The organism is Streptomyces sp. NBC_01198, assembly GCF_036010485.1.
Classification (GTDB): domain Bacteria; phylum Actinomycetota; class Actinomycetes; order Streptomycetales; family Streptomycetaceae; genus Actinacidiphila.
On sequence record NZ_CP108568.1, the window covers coordinates 1627128 to 1640627 of the forward strand.

Genomic DNA, 13500 nt, shown 5'->3' on the forward strand with positions numbered 1-13500 from the left:
ATGACACGCTCGCACGGTGTACGGCCGGGGCGGGGACGGCGAAGGAAGGACGGAGTGCGGATGGGACGGGTCACCGAAAGGCGCAGGGTGTTGCGGATCCGCGGTGGGACGGCGGCCCACCGGGCCGACACCCTGGTCGCGGAGGAGCCGCTGGAGATCCGGCTGAACGGCCGCCCGCTGGCCATCACCATGCGTACGCCGGGTGACGACTTCGCCCTCGCCACCGGCTTCCTGGTCAGCGAGGGGGTGCTCGCCGCGGCGGAGGAGGTGGCGAACGTCGTCTACTGCGCCGGCGCGACGGCCGACGACGGGAACACGTACAACGTGGTGGACGTGACGCTCGCCCGCGGGGTGGCGCTGCCCGATATCAGCCTGGAGCGCAACGTCTACACGTCGTCCTCCTGCGGGTTGTGCGGCAAGGCCAGCCTTGACGCGGTGCGCACCGCCACCCGGCTGCCGATCGCGGACACCGCACTGCCGCGGGTGACACCGGAGCTGCTCGCGCTGCTGCCCGACCGGTTGCGGGCCGGCCAGGCGGTCTTCGACCGGACCGGCGGGCTGCACGCGGCCGGGCTCTTCTCCGGCGAAGGCGAGCTGCTCGACCTCAGGGAGGACGTCGGGCGGCACAACGCGGTGGACAAGCTGGTCGGGCGGGCGCTGCGGGACGGGCGGCTGCCGCTGGCGGACACCGTCCTGATGGTCTCGGGCCGCGCCTCGTTCGAGCTGGCGCAGAAGGCGGTGATGGCCGGGATCCCGGTGCTCGCGGCGGTGTCGGCGCCGTCCTCGCTTGCGGTTGACCTGGCACGGGAGAGCGGGCTGACGCTGGTGGGCTTCCTGCGCGGCGACTCGATGAACGTCTACGCGGGCGAGGACCGTATCGCGCTGGCGCCGGAGCCGACACGCTGATCCGGGCCGGCCGCCGGAGCGGGTCAAGGGCGCACGATCAGGTTGGCCGGTTACCGCCCTGACTGCCATCACGCCCCGCGATAACGTGCCGCCATGTTCGAGCCGGCGCAGTTGCGTACGTTCCTTGCCGTCGCGCAGACGCTGAGCTTCACGCAGGCGGCGCACCGGCTCGGGCTGCGGCAGTCCACGGTCAGCCAGCATGTGCGGCGGCTGGAGGAGGCCGCGGGCTGCCGGCTGTTCCTGCGGGACACCCACGGCGTGGAGCTGACCGAGGACGGCGAGGCCATGCTGGGTTTCGCCCGGCCGATCCTGGAGGCCAACGAGCGGGCGGCAGCCTTCTTCGCCGGGACCCGGCTGCGCGGGCGGCTGCGGTTCGGGGTCTCGGAGGACTTCGTGCCGACCCGGCTGCCGGAGATCCTGGCGGCCTTCCGGCACGACCACCCCGAGGTCGACCTGGAGCTGACCGTCGAGCTGTCCGGGACGCTGCACCAGCGGCTCGACGCGGGCGGCCTGGACCTGTGCCTGGCCAAGCGGCACAGCCCGGAGGGCCCGGGCCGGCTGGTGTGGCGGGACAAGCTGGTGTGGATCGGCGGCGAGCGGCTGCGGCTCGACCCGCGCCGCCCGGTGCCGCTGATCGCCTTCCCGCCGCCGGGGATCACCCGGGCCAGGGTGCTCGACGTGCTGGAGCGGCACGGCAGGGCGTGGCAGGTGGCGGGCACCAGCGCGTCGCTGAGCGGTCTGGTCGCGGCCGCCAGGGCGGGGCTGGGGGTGATGGCGCACGCGCAAGGGCTGATTCCGGCCGGTCTGGTCCGGGTGCCCGCCCGGGCCTGCGGGCTGCCGGACCTCGGCGGGGTGGATTTCGTGCTGCTGCACGGCCGCCGGGACTCCCGCGCGCAGGAAGCGGCGGACGCGCTGGCCGAGGCCATCCTGGCGGCCGGCGACCTGCTGCACCGGCCGCTGCCCTGAGCGGCGGGAAGCAGCCACCGGCGGCGTGTCCGAGGGGTGGTGCCGGCTGGGACACGGGGGGCGGGAGGGGGCCGAGAGGGTGGAGCGACCGTGACCGTGCCGGGCAGATTTGGTGGAGATCCGCGGCCCTCCCGGTGGCGGAGCTGAACCCCGGATTCCGCCCACGACCTTGTCACAGCCGGAAGACACGCCTCGACCAGCACAAACGTCCGAATCACCGATAATCTGCGACCCCTCCCGCAGGCCTTGCGGATCGGGTAACTTACGGCCCCGCACTGAGCGGTCCGAGGAGAGCACCCGTTGCGTCAGTTCACCGTCCCCTCACTGGCCACCGCACCCAAGGCCGGCGGTTTGGCGGATGCCGTGTTCGGCAACGCTCTCCAGGCCCCGGAGCAGGTGGTGCTGGCCCGCGCCGACGACCAGGGCGCATGGCACGACGTCAGCGCCGCCGAATTCCGCGACCAGGTACTGGCGGTCGCGAAGGGCATGCTGGCCCAGGGCGTCCGCTTCGGCGACCGGGTCGCCATCATGTGCCGCACCCGCTACGAGTGGACGCTGTTCGACTTCGCGCTGTGGGCGATCGGCGCCCAGTCGGTGCCGGTCTACCCGACCTCGTCCTCCGAGCAGGTCCGCTGGATGCTGCACGACTCGGGCGCGGTCGCCGCGGTCGTGGAGCACGAGGACCACGCCATGACGATCGGCGCCGCGGTCGACGAGCTGCCCCGGCTGCTGCGGCTGTGGCAGCTGGACGGGGGGTGCGTCGAGGAGCTCTCGGAGGCCGGCCGGCACATCGGCGACGACGTCGTGGAGCGGCACCGGCTGGCCGTGACGCCGGACGCGGTCGCGACCGTCATCTACACCTCGGGCACCACCGGGCGGCCCAAGGGATGCGTCCTGACCCACGCCAACTTCATGGCCGAGACCGACAACGTGGTGGCGCGCTGGCAGCCGGTCTTCGCCAGCAAGCCCGGCGAGGAACCGTCCACGCTGCTCTTCCTGCCGCTCGCGCACGTCTTCGGCCGGATGGTCGAGGTGGCCTGCGTCCGGCACCGGATCAGGCTCGGGCACCAGCCCAGCATGACCGCCGCCGATCTGATCCCGTCGCTGGCCGGCTTCCGGCCGACCTTCGTGCTCGCGGTGCCGTACGTCTTCGAGAAGGTCTACCAGGCCGCCCGCCGCAAGGCGGAGATCGGCGGCAGGCTGGGGCCCTTCGACAAGTCCGTGGAGGTCGCCGTCCGGCACGCGGAGGCGATGGAGGCCAAGGCCTTCGGCACCGGGCCCGGGCCGAGCACGTCGCTGCGGATGCAGCACCAGCTCTACGAGAAGCTGGTCTACAGCAAGGTGCGCGACGCGCTCGGCGGCCGGGTGCGGCACGCGATATCCGGCGGCTCGGCGATGGAGCGCCGCCTCGGACTGTTCTTCTGCGGCGCGGGCGTGACGATCTACGAGGGTTACGGCCTCACCGAGACCACCGCGGCCGCGACCGCGAACCCGCCCGAGCAGACCCGTTTCGGCACCGTCGGCCAGCCGGTGCCGGGGACGACCGTGCTGATCGCCGAGGACGGCGAGATCTGGCTGCGCGGCGGGCAGGTCTTCACCCGCTACCTCAACAACCTCAAGGCCACCGAGGAGGTCCTGCGGGACGGCTGGCTGGCCACCGGCGACATCGGGGCACTCGACGAGGACGGCTATCTGACCATCACCGGGCGGAAGAAGGAGATCCTGGTGACCAGCGGCGGCAAGAGCGTGTCGCCGATCGCGCTGGAGGACCGGGTGCGGGCGCATCCGCTGGTCGGGCAGTGCGTGCTGGTCGGCAACAACCGGCCGTACGTGGCGGCGCTGGTGACGCTGGACCCGGAGGCGGTGACGCACTGGCTGACGATGCGCGGCAAGCCGCGGCTCCACTCCTCCGAGCTGCTGCACGACCCGGACCTGGAGACCGAGATCCGGCGGGCGGTGGTCGCCGCCAACACCCTGGTCTCGCAGGCCGAGTCGATCAGGACGTTCCGGATACTGGGCGAGCAGTTCAGCGAGGAGGGCGGCACGCTGACACCGTCGATGAAGCTCAAGCGGCGAGCGATCGAGACCACGTACGCGGCGGAGATCGCCGCGCTCTACCGGCCGTGAGCGCCGCTCCGCCGGACGGCCGGCCGTGAGCGGCGAGCACCGGGTCAGCGCCGCTCACGGCCGGTCGTCCGCGCAGAGCTCGGCGAGGTCGCACTCGTCGGCGGCGCCCGGCCGGAAGGCGTAGACCTCGCCCGGGGTCCACTGGCCGCCGTCGAGGCGAACGGTGCGGACCGCGAGGCTGTGGGCGCCGCCCTCTCTGGCCACGAAGAGCTCGTTGTAGCCGTTGCGCTCCTCGGTCTCCCGGCTGGCCAGCGCGGGCGCCCCGGCGATCCGCAGCGTCCACGGCGGGCCTGCGCCGAGCAGGCGCTCGGCGGCCGCGAAGGCCAGATGGGTGTGGCCGTGCAGCACCAGCGAGATCCTGGCGGCGGCGAGCGCGCGCTTGGCCTGCCCGGCGTTGACGACCCCGGAGTAGGGCGCGACCTCCACCGCTGGGACCGGGGACAGCGGGTGGTGCAGGGCGGCGACGGTGACGTAGCCGTGTCCGGCCGAGAGCCGGTCGAGGACGCCACGGGCGATGACACCGGGGTCGTGGCGCTCGAAGTCCCGGACGGCGGCGGCGATCCCGGCGTCGTCGGCGGACGCGGCCGCACCGTCGGCGCCGCCGCCCGCGGCCAGGTAGCGCTCCTGGAAGCCGCGCAGCAGCTCGCGGTCCTCGTCGCGGGCGGCCTCGCCGCCGGATTCCGCGCTGCCGAGCAGCGCGAAGCGGAGCCCGACCCCCTGGTAGCCGACGTAGAGCCGGCGCTCCCGCGGGTCGGCGAGCTGCAGGTCCGGGTGCGGCAGGCCGGCGAAGTTCGCCGCGAACCACCGGTGCCTGGCCTGCGGTGACGGGTCGAGTGCCAAGTCCCAGGACACGTCGTGGTTGCCGCCGACCAGCAGCACGCGCGGGTCGTCGGGCCGCAGGTCGCGGTGCGGGGCAAGCAGCGCCGCCAGGTCGTCCAGCCAGCCGCGGGCCAGGGCGCCGTGCGCCTCGGACGGCCGGTCGACGATGTCGCCGGTGACGACCACCAGGTGCGGGGCGCGGCCCTGCGCGGCGAGTTGGCGTACGTGGTCCAGGTAACTGTCCAGTGCGGTGCCTGCGCCGGCCAGCGCCGCGATGCGGTGCCCGGCCTGCGTGGGGTCCTTGGTGTCGACGGTCGCCGACAGCCGCCCGCCGTGGTGCAGGTCGGAGATGTGGTGGACGCGCAGCACCTCGGGCAGGTGCCTGGCAAGCACCGGGTCGTCGGCCAGCGAGGCGCCGCGGCGCACCCGGTCCGCCGCGTCCACGGCCGCGGCGCCGTACGCCGTCACGTCGGCGGCGGACCCCTCGCCGTACGCCGGTTCCGCGGACCCGGCGGGCGCCGTCCTGGCCGGGACGGTGAGGCCGGCGGCACGCCAGCGGGCAGCGCGCAGGGCGGCGCGGTGCTGCTCGCCGAGCCCGTTGCGGAACCACTGCTGGATGTACTCGTGGCGGTCGTCGGCCACCTCGACGGCGGCCCGCAGCAGCGCTTCGGAGTCGGCGCGCAGCGCGGGGCGCTCCTCGGCGGTGTGCAGGGCGAGTTCGAGGAGGAAGGGGGTGTGCAGCCAGCCCGGGTCCGCCGCGCGCAGCCGCTCCACCAGTGCGGGCGCCCACTGCGGCGCCCTGGCCGCCATCCGCGCGCACTCGTCGGCGTCGAGCACCGGCGGGCGCAGCACGTCCTTGCGCACGTCGGGCCCCAGGTGCCCGACCAGCAGCGCGCTTTCCGCGGGGGTGGCCAGGACCAGAGCGGTGGCGCCGGTGTCCTTGACCCGCAGCAGTCCCTCGGCGAGCGCCTCGGGCGGCACGCCGGGACCGCCGGGCCTGGCGAGGGCGGGTTCGTCGACGATGACGAGCTGTCCCTCCTCCACCGGCGGCGCCGGCCTGGCGCCGGTCAGGCAGCCGAGCCTGGTCCTGCGCACCGAGACGGAGGACCGCAGGTCGACCCGTACGGTGCCGCCGTCCGCCCTGAGGCCGGCGATGCCCGCCGCCAGCCAGGTCTTCCCCGCCCTGCGGGGCATGACGACCAGCCAGGCCGCGCTGTTGGGACGGGCGCCCTCGGCGGGCGGCCGGATCCAGCTGGGCAGCCGTCCCGGCCCGAGCCTGACGTCGAGGTCGGCGCGGTAGGACTGGCTCGGCCGGAAGACGCTCATACAGGTAACTCCCCGTCGCGCAGCGAAATGTCGTTCCTGGCGATCCAGTCGAGCAGCGGAGGGTCGTCCAGCCACTCCTCGCCCGGCCGCAGCAGCCCCACCTCGCGCAGGTCCTCCCGCTGGGCTGGGGTGGCGTCGCGCGGCATCGTGCCGGGCGCGGTGAGCAGCGCGGCCCGGCCGGCCGGGCCGATCTCGGCCCAGCGGGACTGGAAGTGCAGCGAGCACTCGTCGAGCAGCCGCGCTCCGATCAGCGCCCGCAGCGCGTCCGCGCTGGACAGCGCGCTCAGGTCGTTGCCCTGGACGGCGCGCACCAGGGCGTCGCCGACCACCTGGAGGTAGTAGGGCCAGCTGCCGACGGCGGCCACCACGGCCGCCGCGGTGGTGTCCCGGCCCAGCGCCACCCCGAGGTTGGCGGCGGTGCCCGACAGGAAGTCCAGCGCGGCGTCCCGGTCCAGCGGGCCGAGCAGCCGGGCGTTGACGTCGTTGCCGAAGCTGGAGCCCGGCGCGGTCAGCGCCCAGCGCACCACGGTCCGCCAGTCCTTCTCGGTGCCGGTGTAGACCAGCCAGGCGCCGGCCTGGCCGAGGTCGCGCAGCCAGGAGACGGCGGCGGGGCCGTAGTCGGTCAGCCGTCCCACCTCGTCCAGCAGGAAGACCAGCCGGGATCCGGCCGCGGACTCCGCCGCCTTGTCGAGCAGTGCCTCGGCGGGGTTGCCGGCGTCCCGCACCCAGCGGTCGAGCAGACCGGCCAGCGCGTCGGGGTCGTCCGCCACCTCGGACTTCGACGGCGGCACGGTCAGCCGGTGGATCTCCCTGCGGCCGCCTTCCGCGGCCAGCCGCCGCCTCAGCTCTTCGAGCACCCAGCTCTTGCCCGCCCTGCGCGGCCCGAGCAACGCGGCCGAGGCACCGGTGGCGTGCCGGTCGCGCAGCCAGGCCAGCACGTCCTCCCGGCCGACCGGGCGGCCCTTGCCGGGGCCGACGTGGAACTTCTCCGCGGCGCGCGGCGCGTCGTCGATGGTGAACGGCCGCCGCGCGTGCGGTACGTGCGCCTCGCGGGTGCGCAGCTCGGCGGCCAGCCGGTCGAGGGCGTCGCTCTGGCCGCGTCCGGTGGGCTCGCCGTCGAGCAGCGCGATCTGCAGCTCGACGGGGCTGAACGCCTGGAAGGCTCGACCGGGTTCGAGAGGAGCTGCGGGGACCTCGACGCCCCAGCCCGGGTAGTCGTCCCTGGCCCGCTGGTTGAAGACCAGTGCGTCCTGCACCTGAAGTCCCGCCCGCGTCGCGAAGGCCTCCAGCATCGTTTCGGCCGTCAGCACGAGCTGGATGCCGGCCGCGGGGCCCTGGCTGCTCAGCAGGTCCAGATCGTCCGCCATCCGGCCGCCGTCGTGCTGCGCGAACTCGGCGAAGGCCTCCCAGCGGTCGAGCAGCAGCACCAGATACGGCAGCCTGCGCTCTTCTGGCACCGCCTGGCGCTGGGCGGCGATGTCGCTGAAGCCGCCCTCGGCGAAGAGCTGCTGGCGGCTGTAGAGGGCGGCGGTGAGCCGGCCGACGAGCCGCGCCATGTGATCGGGCCGGCCCCGGGTGACCACCGCGCCGCAGTGCGGCAGCCCGCTGAGCGCCTGGAGGGCGCCGTTGCCGCTGTCGATACCGAACAGGTGGACGTCAGCGGCGCTGTGCCGTACGGCCAGGGCTGCCGCGATCGTGCGCAGGAGCTGCGACTTGCCGCTGCGCGGCGCGCCGATCGCGGCCAGCGGGCCGTCCGCGGCGAGGTCGAAGAGCGCCGGCTGCCTGCCGGGTTCGTCGGCGAACTCCATCACCCCGTACGCCACCGGTGCCGGGTCCCGTACGGGCCCTTCCGGCGCGGGCAGTTCGGACAGCGTGACGACCAACGGCAGCTGGTCGGGCAGCGGCCCCGGGACCGAGGGCAGCCCGATGTGGCGGGCCGCGGTGCGGACCGCGGACACCAGCTGGTCGAGGTCGGTCGGCCCGGCGCCGCCGCGGCCGCCGGACGGTGCGGCGTGTGCCGGCTGGTTCCGGGGCGGGGCAGGGCGGTCGAGCTCCCGCATCGTGACCTTGAGGTCCAACGGGTGCGGCCGGTCCGGCTCGACCGGCATGGCGGCCTGGAATTCACGGAGTTCGTCGGCGCCGCTGCGCAGGAAGGCCCGGCCGGGGTTCGACCGGGGGATCGCCGCCGCGTCGGGCGCGTCGATGACCGCGACGCTCTCGTGGGCGCCGGATACGCGCAGCGCGATCCGCAGGTTGGTGGTGGACTGGATGACGGACGGCAGCAGCCCGCCGGGACGCTGCGTGGCCAGCACCAGGTGCACGCCCAGCGAGCGCCCGCGCTGGGCGATGTTCAGCAACCCGGTGACCAGGTCGGGCAGTTCGCGGACCAGACCGGTGAACTCGGCGATCACGAAGACCAGCCGCGGCAGTGGCGGCAGGTCCCGGTCCCGGTCGCGCAGGTGGTGGTAGTGGTCGATGTCCCGGGCCGCGTACGTACTGAGCTGGGTCTCCCGGGAGCGCAGCGCGGCCTGCAGCCGGCCCAGTATCCGCTCGGCCTGGCGGGTGTCGAGGTCGGCGATCAGGCTGGTGACGTGCGGCAGTTCGGCGACGCTGCCGAAGGCCGTGCCGCCCTTGTAGTCGACCAGGACGAAGATCATCTCGTCCGGCCGGTTGGCGACGGCGAGCGAGGTGACCCAGGTACGCAGGAAGGCGGTGCGCCCCGAGCCGCCGGCCCCCGCGACCAGGGCGTGCGGGCCGTGCCTGCGCAGGTCGACCTCGAACGGGAAGCCGTCCGCCTGCCCGACCACCGCGGTGGTCGACCGGGGCACCGCCGACCAGCGCGCGACGATCGGCCCCGGGTCCTCGGGCGAGTCCAGGCCGAGCAGTTCCGGCAGCGGCCGGTCGGCGAGATCCAGCGCGCGCTGTACGGTCGCCGCGTCGCGCAGCGGTGCCAGCGCCCTGGCCGGCGCCTCGAACCAGCCGCCGCGCGGCAGGTCGGCCATGACCGGATACCGCACACTCCCCTCGACGACCTGCGGACCGCCGTCCGCCTCGGTGTCGAGCGACCACCCGCAGCCGGGCGGCAGGTGGCGTGCCTCGGTGCCCAGGCACACGACGTACATCCCGACCGCGGGCCCCTCCTGGACCAGCCTGGCGACACCGGGCAGCGCGCGCAGCCGGCGGATGCCGTCCAGGATCAGCACGACGGCGGGTCCGGGCGGGCCGTCCGCCGCCGCGCCCTCGCTGACGCCGGCGGGCGGCGCCGGGGGCGCGGGTTCCGCGCCCGGGGACGCCGCGGCCGGCGGTTCCGCCGCCGCGGCGGCCGCACCGCGCTGCCGGTCGGCGAGCAGCAGGAGCAGCTCGCCGATCTGCTCGGCCACCGAGGTCGGGTCGGCGTGCACCCGGGGCGCGTCGCCGTCGTCCAGCGCGGAGGAGGAGCGCGGCAGCCACCGCAGCCACCGCCAGTCCAGGGCGCCCCTCGCATCGGTCAGCACCCGCAGGACGACATCCTCCGGGCAGTGGTGGACGGCGGTCTGCAGTGCGAGCCAGCCGGCCAGCCGCCGGGGGCGGTCGCCGGCGCCGACCACACCGATCACCCCGTGCTCCGGCAGGCTCACCACGGCGGGAAAGGCGTGCTCCGCCAGCGGCACGAGGCCGCCCGCCGCCGGGAGGCGGAAGCCGGGGCTGGCGGGGGCCACGGTGCGCAGGCCGGAGCGCAGGGCGAGGAAGTCCGGGTCGGCGCGGCGGCGTTCCCACAGCCGCCGGCCGTGCAGGACGGCGGTCATCTTGACGTCGGCCGGTTCCGGGTACGCCCTGGCCAGCAGGGCGGCGATATCGGGTACGACCTTGCCGGCCAGCCGCAGGTCCGCCAGCGATTCGCCGGACAGCGCGAGCGGCGTCCAGGCCGCGTTGATGGCGACCACCCGAGCCCGGAGCAGCCGGCCATGCTCGCGCAGCCGCATCAGACGCGCGTCGGAACCGTGCCACCAGCGCACTCGTGCGGGCGCTTCGGGGGAGTCGGCCCGCGCTTGCGGCAGGACGCGCGGCGGCCGGGCGAAGAGCAGCGTGCCGCCCTCGCCGGCCGGCAGGGGGGCCGCTTCGGCGGAGCCGCGCCGGCGCCACCCCACCCGCCGGTCCGCGGCGTCCCGGGCGCTGCCGTCCCACCACTGGTCGTGCTCCGGGGAAGGGGGCGGCGCATGGGACAGCCCGGCGCCGGGCAGCACGAGGAGCGGCCGCCGGGGGCGGGACCCGGCACCGAACAGCTCGATCAGGCTGTCGGTGTCGAGCGACTTGGTGCGACCCACGCTTTCCGCGGTGAGATGGACCACTTCCCCCGCGTCCTCACCCGCGACGACCCGCAGCTCCGCGCTGCCCTGCACAGCGCCGTCCGGTAACGGCGTGCCGAGGCTGACGCGTACGCCGTCGCGCAGCGGTGACCGGGCGAGTGGTATCAGGGCGGGCAGTGCGGTGTCGCCGACGTAGAGCATCGGTAGGTCGAAACCCGGGTCGTCCTGCGGGGTGTAGCAGGTCACGGGGGTGTCCGACTCCTCCATCCCCCGCCACGGCCACCGTCGGCCGAACAGCTCGGCGAGCTCCTGCATCACCGCGATCTCCGGCGCGGTCAGCTCGATGTCGTGCTCGGTCCCGTCGAGCGTCACCACCGTCAGTATCCTGCGCATCGCCGTCCTGCCCCGATCCCGATCCCGTCCCGGTCCCGCCGGCTCAGCGGTCCGCGCCGGGAAGCGTGCTCTGGCCCTGCAACTGCCTGGTGCTGGAGCTGAATTCGGCCTGCCAGTCGGCGGTCTCGCCGTCGACGTGACCGCGCACGGAGTCGGCCAGCCGCTGGATGAGGGCCAACTGCCGCTCGACCTCGGCCGGTTCGAGCAGCCGCCCGGGGATGTCCGCGCCGGGTCCGGCCCGCAGCACATCGGTGGCCCACTCCAGCCGGACCGCGTTCAGCTCGGTGCGCAGGGCGTGCGCGACGACGATGTCACGCATCCAGGCGGCGGACACCCCGAAGAAGTGGTCAAAGCCCTTGCAGCCCGCGGCGACCGCGAGCAGGACGTAGCCCCAGCCCTGCCCGGAACCGCCGTAGGCGGCCGTGCCGAGCGGCACCGCCGTGCCCGCCACGGCGAAGGCGATGGCCAGGCCCTGGAGCAGCCGGGAGCCGACGCGCTTGAGCCGCTTGTCGTTCAGATACCAGTCGATGGCGGTCTCGGCCTCCTGCTCGGCCCAGGTCCGCAGGGCGGCCAGCGTCTCGCGCTGTGCGGCCGGGTCGGTGGCGGCGGCGGGCGGCACGTCGGGAAAGGGCTGCGGCTCCAGATCCCTGCTCCGCCGGGCGCGGCGCGGCCCGCCACGGCGCAGTGCCGCCGGTGCCCCTGCTCGCGCCCCAGGACTCGGCCCCTCGTGGCCCGCCATCGGTCCCGCCCTCTCACCCGCCCCGGCCGGGCCGGGTCCCCGTGCGAGAGGCTATCGGCTCGCGCCGCCGGGGGGCGCGGGAATGCGCCGATCGGCCGCCGCGGCCAGCGGGTGACGCGTATACGGAAACGCGGCCTGCCCGGGAGCGGGCAGCGGCCGGCGGGCAGGCACCGGCCACCGGGACGTCCGGCACGCCGCCCGCGCGGCCGCGCCCGCCCGTGCCCGGGACCGACGTGGCGGCCGCGGTCGCGCAGGTCGAGTCGCACGTCTTTATGACGCCGGGCTGCCGCCGGCGGACCTGGTCGGGCCGCCGGCGCGCGGCGACGGCACCCTGTTCTGGCCCGATCCGGACCCTTTCGGACGATCTTGCGCGTAACGGCAACGCAAGGTGCCGGGGAGGCTGCTGTTCATCGGAGCCGTCTAGCATCGGCCGCATGCTGGACTATGACGTGGAGGCGGAGCGTTACGACGCGACGCGCGGCGGGGTGCCGCGGGCGCGGTCGGCGGCACGGGCCGTGCTGGCCCTCGTGCCCGATCGGGCCCGCACCCTGCTGGACGTCGGGTGCGGCACGGGCCTGGTGACCGAGTACCTGGCACGGCCGGGTCTCCAGCTCTTCGCGGTGGACGCGGCGGCGGGGATGGTGGCCGCCACGGCCGACCGGACCGGCGTCACGGTGGTGCGCGGCAACTGCCACCGGCTGCCGTTCGCCGACGAGTCGCTCGACGCGGTGAGCGCGGTGTGGCTGCTGCACCTGCTGCCGGACGCGACGACGGTGGTCGCCGAGTGCGCCCGGGTGCTGCGGCCCGGCGGGGTCTTCGTGACCACCGTCGACAAGGACGCCGGGCACGACATGGACAGCGACGTCGACCGGCTGCTCGCCCCCTACCGGGTGAGCAGGGCCTTCGACGGAGCGGCGCGGATCCTGGCGGCGGCCTGCGAGCACGGCCTGAGCCGGGTGGGCGAGGCCCGCTTCACCGGCCACGGGCAGGGCAGGGCCCCGAACAGTACGGCCGGGGCCGTGGCCGGCGGCTACTTCGCCTCCGCGCTGGTCCTGGACGAGTCCCAGACGTCGGCGCTGGCCGAGCGGCTGTCGCTGCTGCCCAACCCGGACGTGCCCCGCCCGGACCCGGTCTACCGGCTGCTGGCGCTGCGCAAGACGGTGTGAGACAGGCGCTGTGATCGGGGCTGTCAGGGCTTGAGTTCCGACAGGGCGGCGGCGAGCCAGTCCTCGACGGCCTGGTGGGTGACACCGAGGGCCGTGACGGCCTGCGCCGAGGGGTCCTGGTCGTCGCTGAGCACGCCGAGCAGGATGTGTTCCGTGCCGATGTAGTTGTGGCCGAGGCGCAGGGCCTCGCGGAAGACCAGTTGCAGGGTCTTCTTGGTGGCCGGGCTGATCGGCAGATGGCCCTCCAGGGGCTTCTTCTTCGCGCCAGGGGTGCCCACGGCGGCGCGTACCGCCTCCGGGGTGGCGCCCAGGTCGGTGAGGGCGCGGAGGGCGAAGGTGCCCTGCTGGTCGAGCAGGCCGAGGACCAGGTGCTCCGGCTCGATGGCTCCGTGCCGTGCGGTACGGGCCTCCTCCTGGGCGTCGGCGACCGCCTGGCGGGCGCGGGCGGTGAACCGGCTGAAGTTCGCCTCGACGTTGAGGTCTTCGGGGATCCTCGGCACGAAGCGCTTCTGCGCGGCCTGCTTGCTCACCCCCATGTGCCGGCCGATGTCGGTCCAGGAAGCGCCCACCCGCCGCGCCTGGTCGACGAAGTGGCCGATGAGGTGGTCGGCGACGTCGTCCAGATACGCGGCGATGGTCACCGCGTGTTCGAGGTCGGCCAGCGGGTCGCTGTCGGGGTGCTGCTCTTTGACGTAGTCGATGAGGTCGCTGAGGCGTACCGGGTGCCGAGGCATGCGTCAACCGTACGTTGACGATACTGGATCGTCAACCC

8 protein-coding genes are annotated in these 13500 nt (G+C 74.7%); 4 read left to right on the forward strand and 4 right to left on the reverse strand.

What is annotated here, in order from left to right; genetic code table 11:
* Window positions 1-60: 60 nt before the first annotated feature.
* The 3 genes from fdhD to OG702_RS07375 all read left to right on the forward strand — a co-directional run bounded on the left by fdhD (window position 61) and on the right by OG702_RS07375 (window position 3999).
* Window positions 61-906: a formate dehydrogenase accessory sulfurtransferase FdhD gene (fdhD, locus tag OG702_RS07365; RefSeq protein ID WP_327288048.1), complete on the forward strand. Its 846-nt coding sequence runs from the start codon at window positions 61-63 to the stop codon at window positions 904-906.
* A gap of 93 nt (window positions 907-999) precedes the next feature.
* Window positions 1000-1872, forward strand: a complete 873-nt coding sequence (locus OG702_RS07370) for a LysR substrate-binding domain-containing protein (RefSeq protein WP_327288049.1) — start codon at window positions 1000-1002, stop codon at window positions 1870-1872.
* Between the two features lie 300 nt (window positions 1873-2172).
* Window positions 2173-3999 carry an AMP-dependent synthetase/ligase gene (locus OG702_RS07375; RefSeq protein WP_327288050.1) on the forward strand — a complete coding sequence of 609 codons (1827 nt, stop codon included), beginning with the start codon at window positions 2173-2175 and terminating at the stop codon, window positions 3997-3999.
* Between the two features lie 54 nt (window positions 4000-4053).
* Here OG702_RS07375 and OG702_RS07380 read toward each other — a convergent pair whose 3' ends face one another.
* Genes OG702_RS07380 through OG702_RS07390 form a run of 3 tightly spaced genes read right to left on the reverse strand, consistent with a single transcriptional unit; the run spans window position 4054 to window position 11562 of the window.
* Complete coding sequence (locus OG702_RS07380) at window positions 4054-6144, reverse strand: metallophosphoesterase family protein (RefSeq protein ID WP_327288051.1); 2091 nt, start codon at window positions 6142-6144, stop codon at window positions 4054-4056.
* Window positions 6141-10823 (reverse strand): FtsK/SpoIIIE domain-containing protein, encoded by a 4683-nt coding sequence (locus tag OG702_RS07385; protein ID WP_327288052.1) that lies wholly within the window; start codon window positions 10821-10823, stop codon window positions 6141-6143. The genes OG702_RS07380 and OG702_RS07385 overlap by 4 nt, the downstream gene beginning before the upstream one ends.
* Window positions 10824-10866: 43 nt before the next feature.
* Complete coding sequence (locus OG702_RS07390) at window positions 10867-11562, reverse strand: SLATT domain-containing protein (RefSeq protein WP_327288053.1); 696 nt, start codon at window positions 11560-11562, stop codon at window positions 10867-10869.
* Window positions 11563-11996: 434 nt separating this feature from the next.
* Here OG702_RS07390 and OG702_RS07395 point away from each other — a divergent pair, with 434 nt between their 5' ends.
* Window positions 11997-12728 (forward strand): class I SAM-dependent methyltransferase, encoded by a 732-nt coding sequence (locus OG702_RS07395; protein WP_327288054.1) that lies wholly within the window; start codon window positions 11997-11999, stop codon window positions 12726-12728.
* A gap of 23 nt (window positions 12729-12751) precedes the next feature.
* Here the strand turns inward: OG702_RS07395 and OG702_RS07400 are convergent, their stop codons facing one another.
* Entirely contained in the window at window positions 12752-13462 is a 711-nt protein-coding gene (locus tag OG702_RS07400; protein WP_327288055.1) for a Clp protease N-terminal domain-containing protein, read from the reverse strand.
* Between the last annotated feature and the right edge of the window lie 38 nt (window positions 13463-13500).

Bases quoted from the DNA above. Each gene is read 5' to 3' on its own strand.
- fdhD (WP_327288048.1), top strand. From the start codon at position 61: ATGGGACGGGTCACCGAAAGGCGCAGGGTGTTGCGGATCCGCGGTGGG.
- OG702_RS07370 (WP_327288049.1), top strand. From the start codon at position 1,000: ATGTTCGAGCCGGCGCAGTTGCGTACGTTCCTTGCCGTCGCGCAGACG.
- OG702_RS07380 (WP_327288051.1), bottom strand. From the start codon at position 6,144: ATGAGCGTCTTCCGGCCGAGCCAGTCCTACCGCGCCGACCTCGACGTC.
- OG702_RS07385 (WP_327288052.1), bottom strand. From the start codon at position 10,823: ATGCGCAGGATACTGACGGTGGTGACGCTCGACGGGACCGAGCACGAC.
- OG702_RS07390 (WP_327288053.1), bottom strand. From the start codon at position 11,562: ATGGCGGGCCACGAGGGGCCGAGTCCTGGGGCGCGAGCAGGGGCACCG.
- OG702_RS07395 (WP_327288054.1), top strand. From the start codon at position 11,997: ATGCTGGACTATGACGTGGAGGCGGAGCGTTACGACGCGACGCGCGGC.
- OG702_RS07400 (WP_327288055.1), bottom strand. From the start codon at position 13,462: ATGCCTCGGCACCCGGTACGCCTCAGCGACCTCATCGACTACGTCAAA.